General features: G+C 72.6%; 21 protein-coding genes. 10 read left to right on the top strand and 11 right to left on the bottom strand.

Annotated features, from left to right (window positions below; translation table 11 throughout):
- Positions 1-815, bottom strand: an 815-nt coding sequence (locus tag VIG76_RS05170) for an alcohol dehydrogenase catalytic domain-containing protein (protein WP_331951765.1), incomplete at its 3' end; no start/stop codon positions are given.
- 124 nt (positions 816-939) lie between these two features.
- Here VIG76_RS05170 and VIG76_RS05165 point away from each other — a divergent pair.
- From VIG76_RS05165 to VIG76_RS05140, 6 genes are all read left to right on the top strand, one after another.
- Complete coding sequence (locus VIG76_RS05165; RefSeq protein ID WP_331951763.1) at positions 940-1,257, top strand: chorismate mutase; 318 nt, start codon at positions 940-942, stop codon at positions 1,255-1,257.
- Between the two features lie 163 nt (positions 1,258-1,420).
- Positions 1,421-2,005 (top strand): PadR family transcriptional regulator, encoded by a 585-nt coding sequence (locus tag VIG76_RS05160; RefSeq protein ID WP_331951761.1) that lies wholly within the window; start codon positions 1,421-1,423, stop codon positions 2,003-2,005.
- The gene (locus tag VIG76_RS05155) at positions 2,002-3,516 is read left to right on the top strand and encodes a DHA2 family efflux MFS transporter permease subunit (protein ID WP_331951759.1); all 1,515 of its coding nucleotides are present in this window, start codon (positions 2,002-2,004) and stop codon (positions 3,514-3,516) included. Before VIG76_RS05160 ends, VIG76_RS05155 begins: the two co-directional genes overlap by 4 nt.
- A gap of 55 nt (positions 3,517-3,571) precedes the next feature.
- Positions 3,572-4,390: an MBL fold metallo-hydrolase gene (locus VIG76_RS05150; RefSeq protein WP_331951757.1), complete on the top strand. Its 819-nt coding sequence runs from the start codon at positions 3,572-3,574 to the stop codon at positions 4,388-4,390.
- A 27-nt stretch (positions 4,391-4,417) separates the two neighbouring features.
- Positions 4,418-5,134: a TMEM175 family protein gene (locus tag VIG76_RS05145; RefSeq protein ID WP_331951767.1), complete on the top strand. Its 717-nt coding sequence runs from the start codon at positions 4,418-4,420 to the stop codon at positions 5,132-5,134.
- Positions 5,131-6,324 carry a low temperature requirement protein A gene (locus VIG76_RS05140; protein ID WP_331951755.1) on the top strand — a complete coding sequence of 398 codons (1,194 nt, stop codon included), beginning with the start codon at positions 5,131-5,133 and terminating at the stop codon, positions 6,322-6,324. Before VIG76_RS05145 ends, VIG76_RS05140 begins: the two co-directional genes overlap by 4 nt.
- Positions 6,325-6,407: 83 nt before the next feature.
- Here the strand turns inward: VIG76_RS05140 and purL are convergent, their stop codons facing one another.
- The 6 genes from purL to purD all read right to left on the bottom strand — a co-directional run bounded on the left by purL (position 6,408) and on the right by purD (position 12,884).
- The gene (gene purL, locus VIG76_RS05135; RefSeq protein WP_331951753.1) at positions 6,408-8,714 is read right to left on the bottom strand and encodes a phosphoribosylformylglycinamidine synthase subunit PurL; all 2,307 of its coding nucleotides are present in this window, start codon (positions 8,712-8,714) and stop codon (positions 6,408-6,410) included.
- A 153-nt stretch (positions 8,715-8,867) separates the two neighbouring features.
- A complete protein-coding gene (purQ, locus tag VIG76_RS05130; RefSeq protein ID WP_331951751.1) occupies positions 8,868-9,566 on the bottom strand; it encodes a phosphoribosylformylglycinamidine synthase subunit PurQ in 699 nt (232 codons plus the stop codon).
- A complete protein-coding gene (gene purS / locus VIG76_RS05125) occupies positions 9,563-9,814 on the bottom strand; it encodes a phosphoribosylformylglycinamidine synthase subunit PurS (RefSeq protein WP_331951749.1) in 252 nt (83 codons plus the stop codon). The genes purQ and purS overlap by 4 nt, the downstream gene beginning before the upstream one ends.
- A gap of 60 nt (positions 9,815-9,874) precedes the next feature.
- A complete protein-coding gene (locus tag VIG76_RS05120; protein WP_331951747.1) occupies positions 9,875-10,768 on the bottom strand; it encodes a VOC family protein in 894 nt (297 codons plus the stop codon).
- Between the two features lie 5 nt (positions 10,769-10,773).
- Entirely contained in the window at positions 10,774-11,625 is an 852-nt protein-coding gene (locus tag VIG76_RS05115) for a phosphoribosylaminoimidazolesuccinocarboxamide synthase (protein WP_331951745.1), read from the bottom strand.
- Positions 11,622-12,884: a phosphoribosylamine--glycine ligase gene (gene purD / locus VIG76_RS05110; protein WP_331951743.1), complete on the bottom strand. Its 1,263-nt coding sequence runs from the start codon at positions 12,882-12,884 to the stop codon at positions 11,622-11,624. Before purD ends, VIG76_RS05115 begins: the two co-directional genes overlap by 4 nt.
- A gap of 63 nt (positions 12,885-12,947) precedes the next feature.
- On the opposite strand from purD, the gene VIG76_RS05105 reads away from it, so the two are divergent.
- Positions 12,948-13,310, top strand: coding sequence for a sterol carrier family protein (locus VIG76_RS05105; RefSeq protein ID WP_331951741.1), 363 nt, complete (start codon positions 12,948-12,950; stop codon positions 13,308-13,310).
- Positions 13,307-13,600, top strand: a complete 294-nt coding sequence (locus VIG76_RS05100; protein ID WP_331951736.1) for a hypothetical protein — start codon at positions 13,307-13,309, stop codon at positions 13,598-13,600. The genes VIG76_RS05105 and VIG76_RS05100 overlap by 4 nt, the downstream gene beginning before the upstream one ends.
- Positions 13,601-13,872: 272 nt before the next feature.
- Here the strand turns inward: VIG76_RS05100 and VIG76_RS05095 are convergent, their stop codons facing one another.
- Positions 13,873-15,243, bottom strand: coding sequence for a protein kinase domain-containing protein (locus VIG76_RS05095; RefSeq protein ID WP_331951734.1), 1,371 nt, complete (start codon positions 15,241-15,243; stop codon positions 13,873-13,875).
- A gap of 70 nt (positions 15,244-15,313) precedes the next feature.
- Positions 15,314-16,783: an amidophosphoribosyltransferase gene (purF, locus tag VIG76_RS05090; RefSeq protein ID WP_331951732.1), complete on the bottom strand. Its 1,470-nt coding sequence runs from the start codon at positions 16,781-16,783 to the stop codon at positions 15,314-15,316.
- 88 nt (positions 16,784-16,871) lie between these two features.
- Between purF and purM the strand changes: the two genes are divergently transcribed.
- Positions 16,872-17,984 carry a phosphoribosylformylglycinamidine cyclo-ligase gene (purM, locus tag VIG76_RS05085; protein ID WP_331951730.1) on the top strand — a complete coding sequence of 371 codons (1,113 nt, stop codon included), beginning with the start codon at positions 16,872-16,874 and terminating at the stop codon, positions 17,982-17,984.
- Between the two features lie 35 nt (positions 17,985-18,019).
- Here purM and VIG76_RS05080 read toward each other — a convergent pair whose 3' ends face one another.
- Complete coding sequence (locus tag VIG76_RS05080; protein ID WP_331951728.1) at positions 18,020-18,190, bottom strand: DUF3073 domain-containing protein; 171 nt, start codon at positions 18,188-18,190, stop codon at positions 18,020-18,022.
- A 131-nt stretch (positions 18,191-18,321) separates the two neighbouring features.
- Here VIG76_RS05080 and VIG76_RS05075 point away from each other — a divergent pair, with 131 nt between their 5' ends.
- The gene (locus VIG76_RS05075) at positions 18,322-19,524 is read left to right on the top strand and encodes an FAD-dependent oxidoreductase (protein WP_331951726.1); all 1,203 of its coding nucleotides are present in this window, start codon (positions 18,322-18,324) and stop codon (positions 19,522-19,524) included.
- A 134-nt stretch (positions 19,525-19,658) separates the two neighbouring features.
- Here the strand turns inward: VIG76_RS05075 and VIG76_RS05070 are convergent, their stop codons facing one another.
- Positions 19,659-21,818 carry an APC family permease gene (locus VIG76_RS05070; protein WP_331951724.1) on the bottom strand — a complete coding sequence of 720 codons (2,160 nt, stop codon included), beginning with the start codon at positions 21,816-21,818 and terminating at the stop codon, positions 19,659-19,661.
- Between the last annotated feature and the right edge of the window lie 11 nt (positions 21,819-21,829).

The raw sequence follows: 21,829 nt of genomic DNA, 5'->3' as shown, positions 1-21,829 counted from the left end.
CAGGTCGCGACGAGCTCCGCGATGTCCGCGAGCATCGTGCGCGCCTCCCGGTCGTCGCCGGGCGCCAGGTAGAACCGCAGCTCGGTCTCCCGCCGCTGCTCGCTCGACACGAACCGGCCCGCGGGCACCCCGAGCTCGGCGGCGAGGGCCTCGTAGCCGGCGTAGTTGTCGAGCACCGCGGTGACCTGGCGGTCCTTCGCGGCCGTGCGGATGCGCGCCGCGAGGTCGTCGCCGTGCCCCACGGGGATCACGCCGATCGACCGCAGGTAGTCGTGGTTGTCCGCGCCGGCGACGCCGAGCACCGACGCGCCCGCCAGCTTCGCGAGCTGGCACTCGATGTGGCCGACGCCTCCGGCAGCGGCCGTGATGAGCACGAGGTCCTCCGGCCCGAGGCGGAGGCCCGCCACGAGCGACAGCGCCGTGGTGCCGGCGAGGTAGAGCGATCCCGCGACCTCCCAGGAGAGCGCCGCGGGCTTGCGCACCAGGGCCGTCGCGGGGAGCCGCACGAAGCTCGCGTGCGCCGAGCGCGACGGGTCGTGCCCGAGCACGTCCGCGCCGACCGCGAACTCCTTCACCGCGGCGCCCTTCGCCCGCACGATCCCCGCGAAGCAGGTGCCCTGCCGGCTCGGGAAGGCGGCCGGCACCTCGTCGGCGAAGTCGCCCCTCCGCACGTAGACGTCCATGTGGTTCAGGGCCGCCGCGACCACCTCGACCACGACCTCGTCGGGATCGGGCGACGGCATCGACTGCGGCACGAAGTGCAGCTCCTCCGCGTCGCCGTACCGGTCGTACTCCAGAGCCTTGCCCCTGCGCATGCTGCAGGATCTCGCCGACCGCCGTCGACCGCGAGGGCCCTCCGCCCGATCGAAGGAAGGAGGAGAGGATTCGCAGCGGGCGGGGGCGCGGCCGGGCGCGGGGCGCACGTCCTAGGGTCGACGCATGAGCGATCCGGCCATCCCCGACGACGCCGTGACCGAGCTCGCCTCCCTGCGCGCGAGCATCGACAACATCGACGCGGCCCTCGTGCACCTGCTCGCGGAGCGCTTCAAGTGCACGCAGCAGGTCGGCCACCTGAAGGCGGCGGCGGGCCTCCCCGCGGCGGATCCCGAGCGCGAGCGGCAGCAGATCGCCCGGCTCCGGGCACTCGCCGAGGAGTCGCACCTCGACCCGGCGTTCGCCGAGTCGTTCCTCGCCTTCATCGTGGCCGAGGTCATCCACCACCACGAGCGCATCGCCGAGGCCCGCGCCCGCCCCTGACGCCGCATCCGCCCGCCCGATTCCGGGCCGGTTCCGACATTCCGGGCGGGAGAAGACGCCCGGAATGACGGATGTCGCCCGGATTCCGCGTCGGAGGGGTGTCGGGCGGGGTGGCCCGCGTGTACTATTCCACGCGGAATAATCGGCGCGGAGGAGGCTGAGCGTGATCGGGCCGCTCGCCGTCGCCGCCCTCGGACTGCTGCTCGAGCGGCCGATGCACCCCTACGAGATGGTGCAGCTGCTGCTCGCGCGATCCGAGGACCGGCTGATCAAGGTGCGCCCCGGCTCGCTCTACCACGCGGTCGACCGGCTCCACGCCGACGGGCTCGTCCGGCCGGTCGGCACCGAGCGCGCCGGCAACCGGCCCGAGCGCACCACCTACGCCATCACGTCGGAGGGGGTGGATGCGCTCGGCGAGTGGGTCCGGCACGCCCTCTCGACCGCCGAGCCCGAGTTCCCGCGGTTCCCGCTGGCGCTCGGCGAGGCGCACAACCTGTCCCGCGACGAGGTCGTCACCCGGCTGCGACGGCGCCTCGTGGCGCTGCACGGGCAGGACGCGGAGCTCGCGGCGGGGGAGCAGGTCGTCAGCGGCAAGTCGCTCGGCGAGCGCTTCTGGCTCGACCTCCCCTACACCCGCGCGCTGCTCGCCGCGGAGATCGACCACCTCACCCGGCTCGTGCAGCGCATCGAGTCCGGGGACCTGCTCTGGCCGGATCCTCCGGCCCCCGACTCCTTCGGAGCGACATGACCGACATCAAGCCGTGGCCCGCACTGTGGTCGCTGATCATCGGCTTCTTCATGATCCTGATCGACACCACCATCGTGTCGGTCGCGAACCCCGCGATCCTGGAGGGCCTGAACACCGACATCAACTCGGTCATCTGGGTGACGAGCGCCTACCTGCTCGCGTTCGCGGTGCCGCTGCTCGTGACGGGCCGGCTCGGCGACCGGTTCGGCCCGAAGAACATCTACCTCATCGGGCTCGTGATCTTCACGCTCGCCTCCGCCGCCTGCGGGTTCTCCGGCACCATCGGCGTGCTCATCGCCGCCCGTGCCGTGCAGGGCCTCGGCGGCGCGCTGATGTCCCCGCAGACGATGGCGGTCATCACCCGGATCTTCCCGCCCGAGCGCCGCGGCCAGGCCCTCGGCCTCTGGGGCGCGACCGCGGGCGTCGCCACGCTCGTCGGCCCGATCCTCGGCGGCCTGCTCGTCGACGGCTTCGGCTGGGAGTGGATCTTCTTCGTCAACCTGCCGATCGGCGTCGTCGCCTTCGTGCTCGCCATGCGGAACGTCCCGGCGCTGCCGACGCATCCGCACCGGTTCGACATCCTCGGCGTGCTGCTGTCCGGCGCCGGCCTCTTCCTGGTCGTCTTCGGCCTCCAGGAGGGCCAGACCTACGACTGGGGCGTCATCACCGGACCGATCACCGTCTGGGGCCTCATCATCACGGGCGTCGTGCTGCTCGCGCTGTTCGTCGTGGAGCAGGCCCTCACCAAGCGCGAGCCGCTCGTGCCGCTGCACCTCTTCCGCGACCGCAACTTCTCCGTCGCGAACGTCGTGATCACCACGGTCGGCTTCACCGTGACCAGCCTGTCGCTGCCCCTGGTCTTCTACTTCCAGGTCGTGCGCGGGATGACCCCGACGCAGTCGGCGCTCATGCTGGCGCCGATGGCCGTGATCAACATCGGCCTCGCGCCGGTCGTCGGCAAGCTCGTCGACCGCGTGCACCCGCGGCTGCTCGCGGTGCCGGGACTCGTGCTGTTCAGCCTCGCGCTGTTCCTCTACTCCCGGATGCTCACCCCCGACATCCCGTGGGGCTGGCTGCTGCTGCCGGCCGTCGTGCTCGGCCTCGCCAACGCGTGCACGTGGTCGCCGGTCTCCTCGACCGCGACGCGCGGCCTGCCGCCGCGCGAGGCGGGGGCCGGATCGGGCGTCTACAACACCACCCGCTCGATCGGCGGCGTGATCGGCAGCGCGGCCATCGCCGTGCTCATCGAGGCCCGGCTCGTCGCGAACCTGCCGCACCGGCCGGGCGGCTCGGCCGCGTCGTCGGACTTCTCCTTCAACGGATCCCTGCCGCAGTTCCTGCACGCCGGGTTCACCTCGGCGATGGCGGAGTCGCTCCTGCTGCCCGCCGTGGTGATCCTGGTCGGCGCGGTCGCGGCGGCGTTCTTCATCAAGCCGAAGATGGCGGCCTGGAAGCAGCCCGGCACCCAGGCCGCTCCCGAGGCGCAGGAGGCCGCCGCTCCGCGTTCCTGACGAGCGGAGGGTTGCGCTCCCGCGGCCACCGGGCATCCTGGAGACGGGAGGTCCGGTGGCCGTTCGTCTGTGCGCGACCTGCGCGGTGGAGCAGCCCGACGACGGCTCGCTGCCGTCGGTCTGCCCGATCTGCGCCGACGAGCGCCAGTATGTGCCGCCGACCGGCCAGGTGTGGACGACCCTCGGGGAGCTCCAGGCGGAGGGCCGTCGCGCGGAGGTGATCGAGCTCGAACCCGGCATCCACGGCCTCTCGGTCCATCCCGGTGCTGGGATCGGGCAGCACTCCGTGCTCGTTCGGACGCCCGGCGGCAACCTGCTCTGGGAGCCCCTCGGCTACCTCGACGACGACCTCGTCGCGACCGTCGAGGGGCTCGGTGGCGTCGCGGCGATCGCCGCCAGCCATCCGCACATGTACGGCGTGCAGCTCGAGTGGTCGCGCCGCTTCGGCGACGCCCCCGTGTACATCGCGGAGGAGGACCAGGCGTGGGTGCAGCGCACCGGGGCCGCCGTGCGCCTCTGGTCGGGCCGGCTGGAGGTGCTGCCCGGCGTGACCCTGCATCGCATCGGCGGCCACTTCCCCGGCAGCGCCGTCGCGCAGGTGACCGGCCGCGACGGCCGCGGGGTGCTGCTCTCCGGCGACACCGCGTTCCCCACCCCCGACGGCTGGGTGACGTTCCAGCGCAGCTTCCCGAACCACATCCCCCTCTCCGCCGCGGTCGTGCAGCGGATCGCCGACGCGCTCGCCGCCCTCGACTTCGACCGCCTCGTCGGCAACTTCGGCACCGTCGTGCCGCAGGACGCGAGCGGTGTGGTGCAGCGGTCGGCGGATCGCTACATCCGCTGGGCCCGCGGGGACTTCGACGCCCTCACCTGACTCCGGGGTGCCCTAGCATCCGAGGTCATCAGCAGCGGATCCGCGGCCGGGAGCGTCGAACGCCCGAGCGAGCCGGAGCCGGAGGTCCCCGAGCCGGACATCCGGCTCTCCCCGACTGCGCGCACGGAGGCGTTCAGCGACGCGGTCTTCGCGATCGCGATCACCCTGCTCGTGCTCGAGGTGCACGTGCCGCAGGAGGCGGATGTCATCCGATACGGTGGCCTGCTGCCCGCGCTGCTGCACGGCTGGCCCACCTACCTCTCCTACCTCGCGACGTTCCTCACCGTCGGGGTCATCTGGCTGAACCACCACTCGGTGTTCCAGAAGATCCGCCACGTCGACCGCGCGCTGCAGTGGTGGAACCTCATCCTGCTGCTGCTCGTCTCCTTCACGCCCTTCCCGAACGCCCTGCTCGCGGAGTACCTCGGTGACGTCCACCACGGCGGCCTGCTGGGCAGGGATGCGCGGGTCGCCGCGGCGGTCTACGCGATCGTGCTCGCCGCGGCGACCCTGCCGTGGCTCGCCATCTGGCTGCACGTCGCGAAGCATCCCGACCTGCTCGAACCCGGCTGGACCCGGGCCTACGCGAAGCGGGAGGTGAAGCGCTCGTCGGTCGGCGTCGTCGTCTACTCCGTGGGCATCACCGTCGCCTTCGCGGTGCCGCTGCTGGCGATCGTGCTCTTCCTGCTCGCCGCGGTCTACTACGCCGCGACCTCCGGCGGTTCCCGGCGGCGCCGCCGGTGAGCCCGGTCCGCTCGCTCGGCCTGCGGCCGATGCTGCCGCGGGATCCGGCCGAGCCGCACCGGGTCTCCTCGACGCTCGAGCTCTTCTTCGACCTCACCTTCGCCGTCGCGATCGGGGTGGTGTCCGAGCAGCTCGCGGTGCTGCTCGGGTCGGGCGCGGTCGCCTCCGGCACGTTCGCGTACCTGTTCGTCTTCTTCGGCATCTGGTGGGCCTGGATGAACTTCACGTGGTTCGCCTCGGCGTTCGCCACCGACGACTGGTTGTACCGGGTGCTCACAATCGTGCAGATGGCGGGGGTGCTGATCTTCGCGGCGGGCGCCGCGGCCGCGATGGACCGCTTCGACTTCCGGATCGGCACCATCGGCTACGTCCTGATGCGGCTGGCGGTGATCACCCTGTGGCTCCGCGCGGCGTACAACGGCCGGGAGTTCCGCGCCACCGCGCTGCGCTACGCCCTGGGCGTGAGCATCGTGCAGGTCGCCTGGCTGCTTCGGCTCCTCGTACCGCCCGCGCTGACGGTGCCGTCGTTCGCGGTGCTGGTGATCGCCGAGCTCGCGGTGCCGATCTGGGCCGAGCAGACCCGCGTGACCCCGTTCCATCCGCGGCACATCGCCGAGCGCTACGGGCTCTTCACGCTGATCGTGCTCGGCGAGGGGTTGGTCGCGATCACCCACGCCACGATCGCGGCGCTGCAGGACGCCTCACACATCGGGCCGCTCCTGCTGATCGCGGCATCGGCGCTCGTGCTGGTCGCCGGCATGTGGTGGATCTACTTCGCCCGCGATCAGCACGACAACCTCACGTCGCTGCCGTCGACGTTCGGCTTCGGCTACCTCCACTACGCGATCTTCGCCGCGGCCGGCGCGCTCGCCGCGGGCATCGAAGTCGCGCTGGAGCAGGCCGGAGACCATCCGACGCTTCCCGCTGCACTCGGCCGCGCGACCACGACCGTGCCGGTGGCGGTGTTCCTGCTCTGCGTGTGGGTGCTCGCGCTCCGCCCCGCGCTGCCGCGCCGGACGTCCGCGGCGGTGCTCGTCCTCACGGTGGCCGTGGCGCTCGCCGCCTTCGTGCCGGCGGGGCTGCCGATCAGCGCGCTGCTCGTGGTCGCGATCGTCGTCGTGCTCGAGATGGACTGGCGCCACCACTCGAATCGCGAATCGGCGGTCGCATCCGCCGAAGCGATCGACTGACGCCTGACGCACATCCGACGGTTGCCGCTTTTCGCGACCTTGAGCGCCTCAAGGTCGCAGAAAGTGGCAACTGCCGAAGGCGGTCAGGCTCCGACCACTGGGCCCAGGGCGGCGGGGAGGACGGATGAGCGGATACGGCGCAGCTCGTCGGTCGGGATCGTGAATCGGTCCTGCACCTCGAGCATGCCGCTGACGGCATCCGTCACGCCGAGCCGCAGCGCGGGCACGCGCCGGCCGGCGCAGAGGCCCGCGAACTTCACGTCCTCCTCGCGCGGCACCGCAACCAGCACACGCGCGCTCGACTCGCTGAACAGGGCGGTGGCCGCGTCGATCCCGTCCCGCTCGAGCAGGCCGTCGAGCCAGATCCGTGCGCCGACGCCGAAGCGCAGCACGCCCTCGGCGAGCGTCGCGGCGAGCCCACCCTCGGAGAGGTCGTGGGCCGCCGACAGGAGGCCCTCCTCCGCGGCGGCGGCGAGCAGCCCGGCGAGGGCGCGCTCGTCCTCGAGCCGCACAGCCGGCGGGCGCCCGCCGAGGTGCCCGTGCACGACCTGCGCCCACGCGGATCCGTCGAGCTCGAGCGCGGTGCGGCCGAGCAGGTAGAGGTTCAGGCCGTCGTCCTGCCAGCCGGACGGGATGCGCTTCGCCACGTCGTCGATGACGCCGAGCACGCCGACCACCGGTGTCGGGTGGATCGCCCGGTCCCCGGTCTGGTTGTAGAGCGAGACGTTGCCGCCGGTGACCGGCACCTCGAGGGCGAGGCAGGCCTCGGACAGCCCGTCGACCGTCTGGGCGAACTGCCACATCACCTCGGGGTTGGTGGGCGCCCCGAAGTTCAGGCAGTCCGTGACCGCGAGCGGGCGGGCGCCGGTGACGGCGACGTTCCGGTAGGCCTCGGCCAGCGCGAGCTGGGCGCCGGCGTAGGGGTCGAGCTCGGAGTAGCGGCCGTTCGCGTCGGTCGCGATGGCGACGCCGAGTCCGCTCTCCTCGTCGACGCGGATCATCCCCGCGTCGTCCGGGAAGGAGAGCGCGGTGTTGCCGAGCACGTAGCGGTCGTACTGGTCGGTGATCCAGCCGACGTCGGCCAGGTTCGGGCTGCCGAGCAGCGCGAGGAGCTGGCTGCGGAGCTCGCCGCCGTCCTGGGCGCGGGGGAGCGCCGCGGCGCTGTCCGCCTGCAGGGCGTCGATCCAGCCGGGCCGCGCGACCGGGCGGTCGTAGACCGGGCCGTCGACCGCGACCGTCGTGGGGTCGACGTCGACGATCGTCTCGCCGCGCCACGTGATCTCGAGCCGGCCGGTGTCCGTCACCTCACCGAGCACGCTCGTCTCGACCTCCCAGCGGCGGGTGACCGCGAGGAAGCCCTCGAGCTTGTCCGGCGCGACGATCGCCATCATCCGCTCCTGGCTCTCGGACATGAGGATCTCCTCGGCCGTGAGCGTGGGGTCGCGCAGCAGCACGGCGTCGAGGTCGACGCGCATGCCGCCGTCGCCGTTCGCCGCCAGCTCGCTCGTCGCGCAGCTGATGCCCGCGGCGCCGAGGTCCTGGATCGCCTCGACGAGTCCGCCCTGGAACAGCTCGAGGCAGCACTCGATCAGCACCTTCTCGGCGAACGGGTCGCCGACCTGCACCGCGGGCCGCTTCGTCGGGCCACCGGCGCTGAAGGTGTCGGACGCGAGGATCGACGCCCCGCCGATGCCGTCGCCGCCGGTGCGCGCACCGAAGAGCACGACCACGTTGCCGTCGCCGGTCGCGTTCGCGAGGTGCAGGTCCTCGTGCCGCAGCACCCCGAGGCAGAGCGCGTTCACGAGCGGGTTGCCCTGGTACACCGGGTCGAAGACCGTCTCGCCGCCGATGTTCGGCAGCCCGAGGCAGTTGCCGTAGAAGCTGATGCCGCCGACGACGCCGTGCACGACCCGGTGGGTGTCGGCCTCGTCGAGGGCGCCGAAGCGCAGCTGGTCCATCACGGCGACCGGGCGGGCACCCATCGAGATGATGTCGCGCACGATGCCGCCCACGCCGGTCGCGGCGCCCTGGAACGGCTCGATGTACGAGGGGTGGTTGTGGCTCTCCACCTTGAACGTGACGGCCCAGCCGCGGCCGATGTCGACCACCCCGGCGTTCTGGCCCATGCCGACCATCAGGTGCTCGCGCATCCGGTCGGTCACGCGCTCGCCGAAGCGCCGCAGGTACTGCTTGCTCGACTTGTAGGAGCAGTGCTCGCTCCACATCACGGAGTACATGGCGAGCTCGCCCGAGGTGGGGCGGCGGCCGAGGATCTCGCGGATGCGCGCGTACTCGTCGGCGGTGAGACCGAGCGCGGCGTACGGCTGCTCGCGCTCGGGGGTGGCTCGGGCCCGCTCGACGGTGTCGACGACGGTCTGCTCCAGGGTCATCGGGCGGTGGGTCCCCTCGTTCTCGGCGGGTTCAGCCTACGGCCGGGGGCTGCCTCCTCCCGTCCGCTCGGGTTCCCCGAGGGGTTGCCACCGGTGGTGACTTGCGGGCGGGAGAAGTCGCCACAAGTGGCAACCCCCGGAGGGACATGGGCGTCAGGCGGCGAGCACGGACTCCAGCGCCGAGCGGAACACCCGGAGGCCGTCGACGCCCGAGCGCATCGCCGCGGGGGTGTCGGGGCCGAAACCCGGCTCCACGGCGTGCTCGGGATGCGGCATGAGGCCGACGACGTTGCCCGCCTCGTTCGCGATGCCGGCGATGCCGTGCACAGAGCCGTTCGGGTCCACGTCCAGGTAGCGGAACACGACGCGGCCCTCGTCCTCGAGTCGCTGGATCGTCTCGGTGTCGGCGATGTACCCGCCCTCACCGTTCTTCAGCGGCACGACGATCTCCTCGCCGGCCTCGAATCCGCTCGTCCAGGCCGTGGCCGTCTGCTCGACGCGGAGGCGCTGGTCGCGGCAGATGAAGGCGCCGTGGTCGTTGCGGATGAGGCCGCCGGGCAGCAGGTGCGCCTCGGTGAGCATCTGGAAGCCGTTGCAGATGCCGAGCACCGGCACCCCGCGGCCCGCCGCGTCGATGACCTCGCGCATGATCGGCGAGTGCGCGGCGATGGCGCCGCAGCGCAGGTAGTCGCCGTAGCTGAACCCGCCGGGCAGCACGATCGCGTCGACGCCGTCGAGGTCGTGGTCGCCGTGCCAGAGCCGCACCGGCTCCGCTCCCGCGAGGCGGATCGCGCGGCGGGCGTCGCCGTCGTCGAGCGAGCCGGGGAAGGTGATGACGCCGACGCGGGTCACGCGGTCGCCTCCTTGACGCTCACCACGTCCTCGATCACGCCGTTCGCGAGCAGCGACTCCGCGACCTCGCGGGCATCCGCGAGCGCGGCGTCATCCACCGGCCCGTCCACCGTCAACTCGAACCGCTTGCCGACGCGGACGCCGGAGAACCGGTCCTTGCCGAGCCGCCCCAGGGCTCCTGCGACGGCCTTGCCCTGCGGGTCGAGCAGCTCCGCCTTCGGCATCACCTCGACGACGATCACCGGCACGGGCGCTCCTTCTTCGGTCGGGTCCACGGACCTTCGGTCGGGTCCACGGACGCCTCGAGCCTACCGAGGGGCGGATGCGGCTCCCGGCGCCTCCGCCCGCACGAGGTTCCGCCACGGGTCCTCGAAGGCGAGGGCACGCCCGTCGTCACGCACCGCGACGCCCGCTGCGACGAGCCGCTCCTGCAGCGCCCCGAGGGCGTCGCCGTCGGGCAGCAGCAGGCTCACCTGGCCGAGCCCGAGCGCCGGCGTCCGCGGTCCGGCGCCACGGCTGGACCACGTGTTCATCCCGACGTGGTGGTGGTAGCCGCCCGCCGAGACGAACAGCGCCTGCGAGCCGAACGCGGCCGTCACCGCGAAGCCGAGCACGTCGACGTAGAAGGCATGCGCGGTCGGGATGTCGCCGACCTTCAGGTGCACGTGGCCGACCTGCGCGGCACCGAGGGGTCCGGCCGCCGGCGAGAGACCCGCGCGATCCGCATCCGTCAGGTGCTCGGCGAGGAACCGGTTCGGATCGAGCGGCAGGGTCGCCATCGAGACGGTGCCGCCGTCCCAGCGCCAGTGGCTGCGCGGCCGGTCGAAGTAGAGCTCGACCCCGTTGCCCTCGGGGTCGTCGAAGTAGAACGCCTCGGAGACGAGGTGGTCCGCCGAGCCGGTGAACGAGCCGGGGTAGCGCGTCGCCACGGAGAGCAGGGCGGCGGCGAGGCCTTCCCGCGTCTCGAACAGGACCGCGGTGTGGAACAGCCCGGCCCCACCCGACGGCGCGTGCCGCAGCGCGGGTGCGGACCGCAGCACCACGGATGCGACACCGCCGCGGCCCAGCGTGACCGTGTCGGTCGTCACCGCCAGCACATCGAGGCCGACGCCCTCGCCGTAGTAGCGGACCAGGCCGTCGAGGTCGGCGACGTCGAGGGTCACCGCACCCATCGCGGTGGCGTCGGCGAGCCGGTCGGCCATGGCCGTCACGCCTCGCCGGTGAGGCGCTCGAGCAGCTCCCGGTAGCGGGCGGCGGTGCGCTCGACGACGTCGGGGGCGAGCCGCGGCGCGGGGCCGCTGCCGTCCCACTGCGACCGCAGCCAGTTGCGGACGATCTGCTTGTCGAAGCTCACACCCCGGTTGCCGGCCTCGTACTCCGCCGCGTCCCAGTAGCGGCTCGAGTCCGACGTGAGCACCTCGTCGGCCAGCACGGCTCCGCCGTCCTCGTCGGCGCCGAACTCGAACTTCGTGTCGGCGAGCAGCAGGCCGGCGTCGGCCGCGATCGCCGCGGCCCGCCGGTAGATGTCGAGGGAGCGCTCGCGCAGCAGCTCGGCGGCCTCGCCGCCGACGAGCTCGACGACGCGGTCGAAGGGGATGTTCTCGTCGTGCTCGCCCTGCTCCGCCTTGAACGCGGGGGTGAAGATCGGCTCGGGCAGCCGGTCGCCGTCGACCAATCCGGCGGGCAGCCGCACGCCGCTGATGGCGCCCGTCTCGCGGTACTCCGCGAAGCCGCTGCCGGTCACGACGCCGCGGACGACGCATTCCACCGGATGCATGGACAGCCGGCGCACGAGCATGGCGCGGTCGCGCACCGCCGCCGGTACCGCGGGCCCGTCGTCGGCGAGATGGTTGGGCACGTCCGGCAGCCGCGCGAACCACCACCGCGTCAGCGCGGTGAGCATCGCGCCCTTACCCGGGATCGCCGGCTCGAGCACCTCGTCGAAGGCGCTGATCCGGTCGCTGGCGACGAGCAGCAGCAGGTCGTCACGCTGCTCGGGCACGTAGAGGTCGCGCACCTTGCCGCTCGCGAGCGGGGTGAAGCCGGGCAGGGGGGTCATGGGCGCTCCGCGATGTCCGAGCGCCACTGCGCTCCCTCGAACCGGATGCGTGCCACGCCCTCGTACGCCCGCGCCCGTGCGTCGGCGACCGTCCGGCCGGTGCCCACGACGGTGAGCACGCGGCCGCCGGAGGCCAGCAGTCCGTCCTCGGTCGCGACCGTGGCCGCATGCACGACGGAGACGTCCGGCAGCCCGTCCGCGTCCTCGACGCCGGTGATCCGGCGGCCGAGTGCGGGCTCGCCCGGGTAGCCGGCGGATGCGAGCACCACGCCGACGGCCGCATCCGGTGAGAAGCGGGGCGCCGGCACCGCGTCGAGGGTGCCGCGCGCCGCCGAGAGCAGCAGCTCCGAGAGCGGGCTCTCGAGCCGTGGCAGCAGCACCTGCGTCTCGGGGTCGCCGAACCGGGCGTTGAACTCGATCACCCGAACCTCGGCGCCGTCGACCACGAGACCGCAGTAGAGCAGCCCCACGAACGGCGTGCCCTCGGCCGAGAGCCGGTCCAGCACGGGCTGGGCGACGCGGATGCGCACGTGCTCGACGAAGGACGCCTCGTCGCCGAAGGCGTCGTCGAGCCAGGGCAGCGGCGAGAAGGCACCCATGCCGCCGGTGTTCGGGCCGGTGTCGCCGTCCCCGAGCCGCTTGAAGTCCTGCGCCGGCGAGAGCGGCACCGCGCGGACGCCGTCGCTGACGAAGAACAGGGACGCCTCGCGGCCGGCGAGGAACTGCTCCACGAGCACCGGCCCCTGCTCGAGCCAGGTGAGGGCGTGGGCGCGTGCAGCGGCGCGGTCGCTCGTGACCAGCACGCCCTTGCCGGCGGCGAGGCCGTCGGCCTTCACCACGTACGGGGCGCCGCCCGCGTCGAGCGCGGCGTCGAGGTCGGCCGCGGTCAGGACGTCCGTCGCGGTGCCGGTCGGCACGCCCGCGTCGGCCATGATCCGCTTCGCGAACGCCTTGCTGCCCTCGAGCCGCGCCGCGTCACGGTCGGGTCCGAACACCGGGACGCCCCGTTCCCGCACCGCATCGGCGACGCCGGCGAGCAGCGGCGCCTCCGGGCCGACGACGACGAGGTCGACGGCCTCGTCCAGCGCGAGGGCGGAGACGGCGGCCGGATCCGACGGCTCCACCGGCACGGTTCGGGCGACGTCGGCGATGCCGGCGTTGCCAGGGGCGACGAGCAGCTCGTGCGGCACGGCCTCGCGCCCGAGGGCGAGCGCGATGGCGTGCTCCCGGGCGCCCGAGCCGAGGATCAGGATGCGCACCGCAGCACACTACCGAGCGGCCGCGCGTCGCCGAGCCCCCGGGGGCGGCTACCCTCGTCTGCCGTGGCACGAGCACGGATCGACGATCTCGAGGGGGAGGCCGCGGTGCGCGCCGCGATCGCCGGCGAGGCCGACCGCCCGACGACGGCGACGGCCGTCCGCTACCTGCTGCAGTGCCTCGCGGATCGCTCGGCGGGCAACAGCGTCGAGGTGCGGGTGCCCCCGCACGGCGCCGTGCAGTGCGTGCCCGGCCCCCGCCACACCCGCGGCACACCCCCGAACGTCGTCGAGATGACGCCCGAGGTGTGGCTCGACCTCGCCACCGGCGCCCGCGAGTGGGCGGACGCCCGTGCGGGTGGCGACGTGCGCGCATCCGGCGTGCGAGCCGACCTCGGCCCCTACCTCCCGGTCTGGCGACGGCGATGAGCGACCCCGATCGCCGTCCCGTGCGGGTGCGCCGCGCGCCGAAGGTCTGGGTCTTCCTCGGTGCCGGACTGCTCGCCGGCGTCGTGGCCGCGCTGGTCATCGTGGTGGTCACGCCCGCCGACGGCCGGTACCCGACGAGCCAGGTGCTCGGCTTCCTCGTGCTGCTGCTCGCGCCGATCGGCGCGGTGCTCGGCGGCCTGCTCGCCGTCGTGCTGGACGGCGTCGCGACGCGGCGGGCACGCATCCTCGAGGCGGAGCGCGTGCGGCCGGCCGTCGACGACGAGGCCTGAGCCCGACCGGGCGCTGAAGACGGGAGTGCCGCCGGGGGTCCTTTGGGGGGGAGGACCACCCGGCGGCGTTCATCCGGGAGACCGGTCCACGACCGCGCGGGGAAGTGGGTCGTGGTCGGTCCGACGCCGTGGGGGGCGGGCGATACGGACCAGCCGGTCATTGCGGGTACTGACGGTGATCAGGTGATCGCCGCAGGTCCGAGAGTAGCAAAGGACGAGGACAGACAGATCGGTCTGTCCCCCTGTTCCCGCACCCCAGTTCGGGGGAGGGATCACTCGTGGCTGAGGCTCGCCCGTCGGGTGGCGCGGCGGATGTCCATCTCGTGGGTCACCATCGCGCCCAGGCTCTCGACGATCTCGACCTCCGAGTCGGAGAACTGGTGCGGCTCGTAGCCGAGCACGCTGAGCGACCCGAGGGCGTAGCCGTCCGAGCTCATCAGCGGCACCCCGAGGTAGCTGCGGAACGATTCGTCGCCCGCCATGAGGGGGTTGCTGCACGCGAACTCGTCCAGCCGGCCGTCGGGGATGCGGATGGTCGAGCCGGTCTCCACGACGCGGGCGCAGAGGCCGGGGTCGCGGCCGATCTGCTCGGCGTCGATGCCGTGGTGCGACTTGAACCAGATGCGGTCGCGGTCGACGATGCTCACCGTCGACACCGGCAGCCCCGTCACCCGGGCGGCGAGGGACGTGATCCGGTCGAAGGCCCCCTCCGGCGGGGTGTCGAGCAGGTCGTAGCGCTGCAGCGCGGCGAGCCGCGCCTCCTCGTTCAGCGTCGGCACGCCCTGGGTGCGGTTCTCGGCGTCGATGATCAGCTGCCGGAACGCGACGGCGAGCTCCGCGGGGGTCGGCCGGGAGGCCGTGTCCCGCGCGGTCATCGCCGTCAGCATCCGCTGCCACGCGACCGGCAGCGTCTCGGGGACCTCGGGATCTCGCTCGAGCCGGGCGAGGGCGGACTCGAGCACGCCGCCCGGGAACGCCACGAGGCCGGTGATGGCCTGCAGCAGCACGAGCCCGAGCGAGTAGACGTCGCCGGACGGCCCGGCGCTGCCGCCGCCGGCCTGCTCCGGGCTGAGGTACGCGGCCGTGCCCGTCGTGAACTCCTCCTGCGCGACCGCGGAGGCCAGGCCGGCGATGCCGAAGTCGGCGAGCTTCGCGCGCGGGCGGCGCGCCTCGTCCTCGATGGAGAGCAGCACGTTGGCGGGCTTCACGTCGCGGTGCACGATGCCGCGGCCGTGGATGTAGTCGAGCCCCTCGGCGACGTCGTAGCCGATGTGGGCCACGTGGCGCAGCGGCAGCGGGCCGTCCACGAGCCGGCGCTTCAGGTCGGTGCCGTGCACGAGCTCGAGCACGAGGAAGACCTGCGGCGCGGACCCCGTGCGCTCGACACCGGCGTCGAGCAGCGTGACGAGGCTCGGGTGGTTGAGCGACGCGAGCAGCCGTGCCTCCTCCTCGTGCGCCCGCACCTCGGCCTCGGGCGCGTCGTGCCCGGTGAAGAGCTTGATCGCGACCTCGCGGCCGAGCAGCTGGTCGGTCGCGCGGTAGACGACGGCGGCCCCGCCGCGACCGAGCACGCCGTTCGGGGCGTAGCGGCCGCCGATGAGGGCGGGCAGCGCGCCGGTGACGGTCTCGGAGACGAGGGACATGCGAACCTTCCGGATCGGCGCCTCGGGAGGAGGAGGCGCCCAGGACCCCGGTCGAGTGTACGGCCGCGGCTCAGGAGAGCTGGTTGGCCTCGACCCAGCTGAGGTACTCCGCGTCGACGGTGCCGGTGACGTACTCGCCGGTGAAGCAGCTCATCTCGAGGCCGTCGACGGAGGAGCCCTCGATGATCGCGGCCTCCATGTCGGCGACCTCCTGGTAGATCAGGTGGTCCGCGCCGATCTCTCGCGCGACCTCCGGGATCCGCCTGCCCGCGGCGACGAGCTCCTGCCGCGTCGGCATGTTGATCCCGTACACGTGCGGGTACCGTACCGGCGGTGCCGCGGAGGCGAACGTCACCTTGTTCGCGCCGGCCGTGCGCGCCATGTCGACGATCTCGCGGCTCGTGGTACCGCGGACGATCGAGTCGTCGACGATCAGCACGTTCTTGCCCTTGAACTCGGTGCCGAGCGCGTTCAGCTTCTGCCGCACGCTGCGCCGGCGCACCGCCTGCCCCGGCATGATGAACGTCCGCCCGACGTAGCGGTTCTTGTAGAAGCCCTCGCGATAGGTGATGCCGAGCTTCTGCGCGAGCTGCATCGCGGACGGCCGCGCCGAGTCGGGGATGGGCATGACCACGTCGATGTCGCCGAGCGGCGTGTAGCGCTCCACCGTGTCGGCGAGCCGGGCCCCGAGCCGGAGCCGCGCGTCGTACACCGAGATGCCGGACATCGTCGAGTCGGGCCGAGCGAGGTAGACGTACTCGAACGAGCACGGGACGAGCCGCGGGGACCGGGCGCACTGCTCGATGTAGAGCTTGCCGTCCTCCGGGATGAAGGCGGCCTCGCCGGGCGCGAGGTCGCGGACGACCTCGTAGCCGTTGCTCTCGAGCACGAGCGACTCGGAGGCGATCATCCACTCGTCGCGGCCGACGCCCTCGAGGTGATCGGCCGAGCGGCGGCCGATCGTGAGCGGGCGGATGCCGAAGGGGTCTCGGAAGGCGAGCAGCCCGCGGCCGGCGATCAGGGCGATCGCGGCGTACGAGCCCTCGACGCGCTCGTGCACGCGGCGCACGGCGGTGAACACCTGGTCGGGGTCGAGCTCGAGGCCGGAGAGCTGCGACTGCAGCTCGTTCGCGAGCACGTTGAGCAGCAGCTCGGTGTCCGAGTCGCTGTTCAGGTGCCTGCGGTCGATGTGGAAGAGATCGGCGGTCAGCTCCCGCGTGTTGGTGAGGTTGCCGTTGTGCACGAGCACGATGCCGTAGGGGGCGTTCACGTAGAACGGCTGCGTCTCGCCCTCGCTGGCGGCGGATCCGCGGGTCGCGTAGCGCACGTGGCCGAGGCCGACGTTGCCGAGCAGGGTGCGCATGTCGCGGGTGCGGTACGCCTCACGGACCTGGCCACGGGCCTTCACCATGTGGAAGGAGCCGCCGTCGTCCGTCACGATGCCCGTGGAGTCCTGGCCGCGGTGCTGCAGCAGCAGCAACGCGTCGTAGACGAGCTGGTTGACCGGACCGGCGGCGGAGACGCCGACGATGCCGCACATGCCGAGTGGATCTCCTGCCGTACGCTGCTGATGGCGGGGATCAGTGTGCCACGACGCCGCGGACCCTCCTGCCGGAAGGGCGGATCGAGTGCCGGACCCCTACGCCGCATCCGGCGTCGACACCGCAGCGGGCGACCGCGCGGTCGAGCTGATGAAGCGCAGCATCGCCGCCACCCACACGCCCGCCGTGCTCGGCGGCGTCGGCGGTTTCGCCGGGCTCTTCGACGCCCGGGCGATCGCCGGCATGCGGTCCCCGGTGCTCGCCAGCTCGACCGACGGGGTGGGCACGAAGATCGAGATCGCCCGTGCGCTCGACAAGCACGACACCGTCGGCCAGGACCTCGTCGGCATGGTCGTCGACGACATCGTCGTGGTCGGCGCGGCGCCGCTGTTCATGACCGACTACATCGCCTGCGGCCGTGTCGTGCCGGAGCGGATCGCGGAGATCGTCGGCGGCGTCGCGGACGCCTGTCGCCGAACCGGCACCGCCCTCGTCGGCGGCGAGACCGCCGAGCACCCCGGCCTGCTCGCGCCCGACGAGTACGACCTCGCCGGCGCGGCCGTCGGCGTCGTCGAGGCGGATGCGCTGCTCGGTCCCGACCGCGTGCGGACCGGCGACACCGTGCTCGCCCTCGCCTCGTCGGGGCTGCACTCGAACGGCTTCTCCCTCGTGCGCCGCATCGTCGCGGATGCGGGGCTCGCCTTCACCGATCGGATCGACGAGCTCGGCGGCCCGCTGGGGGAGGCGCTGCTCACGCCCACCCGGCTCTACACGGCCGAGCTGCTCGAGGTGCTCGACTCCGCGGACGGTGCGGGCGTGCACGCGCTGAGCCACGTGACCGGTGGCGGCATCGCGGCGAACCTCGCCCGCGTGCTCCCGGACGGTGCCGCGGTCGCGCTCGAGCGCGCCACCTGGACCCCCGCGCCGGTGTTCCGCGTGCTGGCGGATCTCGGCGGCCTCGCGCTCACCGACGTCGAGGGCACCTGGAACCTCGGCATCGGGATGCTCGCGGTGGTGGCGCCGGAGTCGGCGTCCGCCATCGCCGCACGGCTCGCCTCGCTCGGCGTGCCGACCTGGCCGGTCGGCACGGTGAGCGAGGGCACGACGATCCACCGCGCATCCGCCGAGGACGGCTGGGTGCGCGGAGCGAAGGGTGTCGACGGCGGAGCCGTCCGGCTCAGCGGGACCTACGCCACCTGACGGCGCCGGCGGGGCCTACGCCACCTCACGGGCCCTCAGGCCCGGGATTCCTCTTCCGCGAAGTCCTCCTCCGACCAACCCGCATGCGGGTCGGACGAGCCCGTGGACAACTCTTCTGCGAGCGCGTTGTAGTTCGTGTCGGGGCTGAAGTACTTCAGCTCCCGAGCGACCTTCGTGTGCTTCGCCTTCTGACGGCCGCGCCCCATGCGAGACCCCCCTTTGATCCGTCGTCACCGCGCAGTGGGTGACGACGCGGGAAAGGTGCGAAAACTGACGATCATCGTAACACGGGCATGTACGGCAGGATGGTTCCGGCACACGGGGAGGGGGTGGCGCGATGGCCCTGCCTCGACGGACGGACGTTGTGATCATCGGTGCCGGACAAGCGGGTCTGTCGGTGGCGTACTACCTGCAGCGACTCGGCGTCCGGTCCGGTGTGGATCAGCTCGTGCTCGACCGTGGGCCCGCCCCGGGCGGCGCCTGGCAGCACCGCTGGAGCGCGCTCCGGCTCGGGTCCGCGCACCGCGTGCACGACCTGCCGGGCATGCGTCGCGCGGGCCTCAGCTTCGAGACCGCGGACCGCGCGCGGCCCGCGCGTGACGTCGTCTCCGAGTACTACGGCCACTACGAGCGGTTCTTCGGCCTCGACGTGCGGCGGCCCACCATCGTCTCCGCGGTGTTCGACAGCGGAGCGGATCTCGTGGTGCGCACGGACCAGGGCGACATCGGCACCCGCATCGTCGTGAACGCCACGGGCACCTGGGGCGCTCCGTTCGTGCCGTACTACAAGGGCGTCCGTGAGTTCGCGGGGCGCCAGGTGCACACCTCGACCTACCGTGACGCGGCCGAGTTCGCCGGCCAGCGCGTGCTCGTGATCGGTGGCGGCACCTCCGCCATCGGCTTCCTGCTCGAGCTCGAGGGCGTCGCGGCGAAGACCTTCTGGGTCACCCGTCGACCCGTCGACTACCTCCAGCAGGGCACCCTCGACCTCGAGGCCGCGGTGAACGCCGTCGCGGAGCAGGACGAGGCGGCGCGCGCCGGGCGGGCGCTGCCGAGCATCGTGAGCGGCACCGGCGTGCCGAAGACGCGGCGCATCGCGGCGGCGATCGAGCGCGGCCTGCTCGAGCCGCGGCCGATGTTCGACCACCTCGACCGCTTCTCCGCCGTCTGGCCCGACGGCAGCAGCGAGCGGATCGACGCGATCGTCTGGGCGACCGGCTTCCGTCCCGACATCCGCCACCTCTCGCCGCTGAAGCTGCACGAGAAGGCCGGCGGCGTCGCCGTCACCACCGGAGCCGCCGAGCGCGACCCGCGGATCTTCTTCGCCGGCTACGGGCCGACGGCCAGCACCGTCGGCGCGAACCGCGCGGGCCGAACGCTCGCGCGGCAGGTGTTCGCGGCGCTCGGCCAGACCACGTCGCCGGTCGCCACCATCCGCCCCGAGGACGTCGTGGCCGCGCGCCCCGCGGATCCGGCGCCGCCGACCGGCCCGATCGACCACGTCGCCGAGCTCATGGCCCGGTTCTTCACCGACGCCTGATCCCGCGCCCATCCATGCGCCGCTTGTGCAGGGCGTAGGGGATCGTGCCGCCCGTAGGCCGACACGCCGCGGATCGGCCTACGCCCGGGACGGATGCCTACGGCCGGGACCGGGGAGGGGTCGAGCCGGGCGGGTCAGGCGCGCGGACCGACCGACGGCTCCTCGACGGGCTCCGACTCCGGGGAGGTCTCGCCGGCCGTCCGCTCGGGCCGGAGGTCGTTCAGCGCGTCCGCGCCGCCGTGCGTGCCGCGCATGTGCAGCGGGAAGCCGTGCGGCCCCATCGGCCGACGGTGCGGCGGGGTGACCGGGCGCACCGGCTCGCCTCGGCGGTCCTGGCCGGGGATCGGCCGCGACCGGCGGCCGTAGACCAGCTGGGAGGAGTCGAGCAGCCACGGCACGAGCGCGAGCGTCACGCCGTGCACGAGCATCAGCTTCTGGCGGATGCGCCGAGCCTTGTGGTTGTGCAGCAGCTGCTCCCACCAGTGCCCGACCACGTAGATCGGCTGGTAGACGGTCACGACCTCGGATCCGTTGGCGGCCCGGTGCCCCTTGATGTACTTGATCAGCGGGACGGCGATGTCGCGGTACGGCGACGGCACGACGATGAGCGGCACGGCGATGTTCATCTGCGCCCACTCCTCCTCGAGCCGCTTCGTCGCGGCGTCGTCGATGGAGATGTGCACCGCCTCGAGCGACTCGTGCCGGGCCGCGATCGCGTAGTCGATCGCCTTCAGCACCGGCTTCTGCATCCGCCCCACGAGCACGATCGCGTGGTCGCCCTTGGCGCCGAAGGTCGTGTGCGGGTCGACCTCGATCTCCTTCTCGACGTCCCGGTAGTACCGGTTCACACCGAGCATGAGGAACCAGAGGATCGGCATGATCACGAACACGAGCCAGGCGCCGTGCGTGAACTTCGTGATCGTGACGATCACGAGCACGAGGCCCGTGAGCGAGGCGCCGACGAGGTTCGTGACGAGGCTCTGCACCACCTCGCTGCGGTTCGCCGGCCGGCTCTTCAGCAGCCGGATCCAGTGCCGGACCATCCCGGCCTGCCCGAGGGTGAAGGAGACGAAGACGCCGATGATGTACAGCTGGATGAGGTTCGTGACGCTCGCGCGGTAGACGAGCAGCAGCACCGCGGCGATGAGCGAGAGCACGATCACGCCGTTGCTGTAGATGAGGCGGTCGCCGCGGGTGAGCAGCGCCTTCGGTGCGTAGCTGTCGCGGGCGAGCACGCTGCCGAGCAGCGGGAATCCGTTGAACGCGGTGTTGGCGGCGAGCAGCAGCACGAGCGCGGTGGCCGCCTGCACGATGTAGAAGGGGACGGTTCCGCCGCCGAACACCGCCGCGGCGACCTGCGCCATGAGACTCGGCTGCGGGGCCGTCCTGCAGCCCGCCCATCCGATCAGGGCGCACGGGTCCTCGACGTAGTGCACGTGCGAGATCAGCGCCATCGCGAGCAGCCCGACGAACAGCACGATCGCGATCGAGCCCATCGCCACCAGCGTCAGCTGGGCGTTGCGCACCTTCGGGCGGCGGAACGCGGGCACGCCGTTCGCGATGGCCTCAACGCCGGTGAGGGCCGAGCATCCGCTCGAGAACGCCCGCAGCAGCAGGAGCACGATCCCGGCCTGCGCCACCTGGTCGCCGTGCACCGGGTACTGGGCGCTCACGGCGACGGGAGCGTCGCCGAGGGCGGTGCGGATGAGGCCGGTGACGACCATGAGGAACACGCTCGCGATGAAGACGTAGGTGGGCAGCGCGAACGCCTTGCTCGACTCGCGGACGCCGCGGAGGTTCACCGCGCAGAGCACGACGACGATCGCGATCGCGAGCTCCACCCTGACCCCGGCCAGCTGCGGGACCGCGGAGATGATGTTGTCGACGCCCGAGGCGACCGACACCGAGACGGTGAGGATGTAGTCGACCAGCAGGGCGGACGCCACGATGAGCGCGGCCTTCTCGCCGAGGTTCTTCTGCGCGACCTCGTAGTCGCCGCCGCCCGACGGATACGCCTTGATGAGGCGCCGGTAGGACAGCACGACCACCACGAGCAGCAGCACGACGCCGGCCGCGACCGCGGGAGCGAACGAGAGGAACGACAGGCCGCCGAGCGTGAGGATCAGCATCAGCTCCTGGGGCGCGTAGGCCACCGAGGAGAGCGGGTCGCTCGCGAAGATGGGGAGGGCGAGATGCTTGGGCAGCAGCTGGTCCTCGAGCTTGTCGCTCGGCAGCTTCTCGCCGAGGATCAGGCGTTTGACCGAGCGGCCCTCATCCTCAGGCGCCGAAGTCACGGGGGGAGAGC

Origin of the sequence: Amnibacterium sp., from assembly GCF_036559085.1 — a bacterium.
GTDB lineage: Bacteria > Actinomycetota > Actinomycetes > Actinomycetales > Microbacteriaceae > Amnibacterium.
This window is presented reverse-complemented; position numbering and strand designations above follow the sequence as displayed.

What these genes read in the sequence shown, in the direction of transcription:
- VIG76_RS05080 (WP_331951728.1), bottom strand. Translation starts at nt 18,190, where the DNA reads ATGGGGCGCGGCCGTCAGAAGGCGAAGCACACGAAGGTCGCTCGGGAG.
- VIG76_RS05155 (WP_331951759.1), top strand. Translation starts at nt 2,002, where the DNA reads ATGACCGACATCAAGCCGTGGCCCGCACTGTGGTCGCTGATCATCGGC.
- VIG76_RS05075 (WP_331951726.1), top strand. Translation starts at nt 18,322, where the DNA reads ATGGCCCTGCCTCGACGGACGGACGTTGTGATCATCGGTGCCGGACAA.
- VIG76_RS05095 (WP_331951734.1), bottom strand. Translation starts at nt 15,243, where the DNA reads ATGTCCCTCGTCTCCGAGACCGTCACCGGCGCGCTGCCCGCCCTCATC.
- VIG76_RS05165 (WP_331951763.1), top strand. Translation starts at nt 940, where the DNA reads ATGAGCGATCCGGCCATCCCCGACGACGCCGTGACCGAGCTCGCCTCC.
- VIG76_RS05100 (WP_331951736.1), top strand. Translation starts at nt 13,307, where the DNA reads ATGAGCGACCCCGATCGCCGTCCCGTGCGGGTGCGCCGCGCGCCGAAG.
- purL (WP_331951753.1), bottom strand. Translation starts at nt 8,714, where the DNA reads ATGACCCTGGAGCAGACCGTCGTCGACACCGTCGAGCGGGCCCGAGCC.
- purF (WP_331951732.1), bottom strand. Translation starts at nt 16,783, where the DNA reads ATGTGCGGCATCGTCGGCGTCTCCGCCGCCGGTCCGGTCAACCAGCTC.
- VIG76_RS05115 (WP_331951745.1), bottom strand. Translation starts at nt 11,625, where the DNA reads ATGACCCCCCTGCCCGGCTTCACCCCGCTCGCGAGCGGCAAGGTGCGC.
- VIG76_RS05120 (WP_331951747.1), bottom strand. Translation starts at nt 10,768, where the DNA reads ATGGCCGACCGGCTCGCCGACGCCACCGCGATGGGTGCGGTGACCCTC.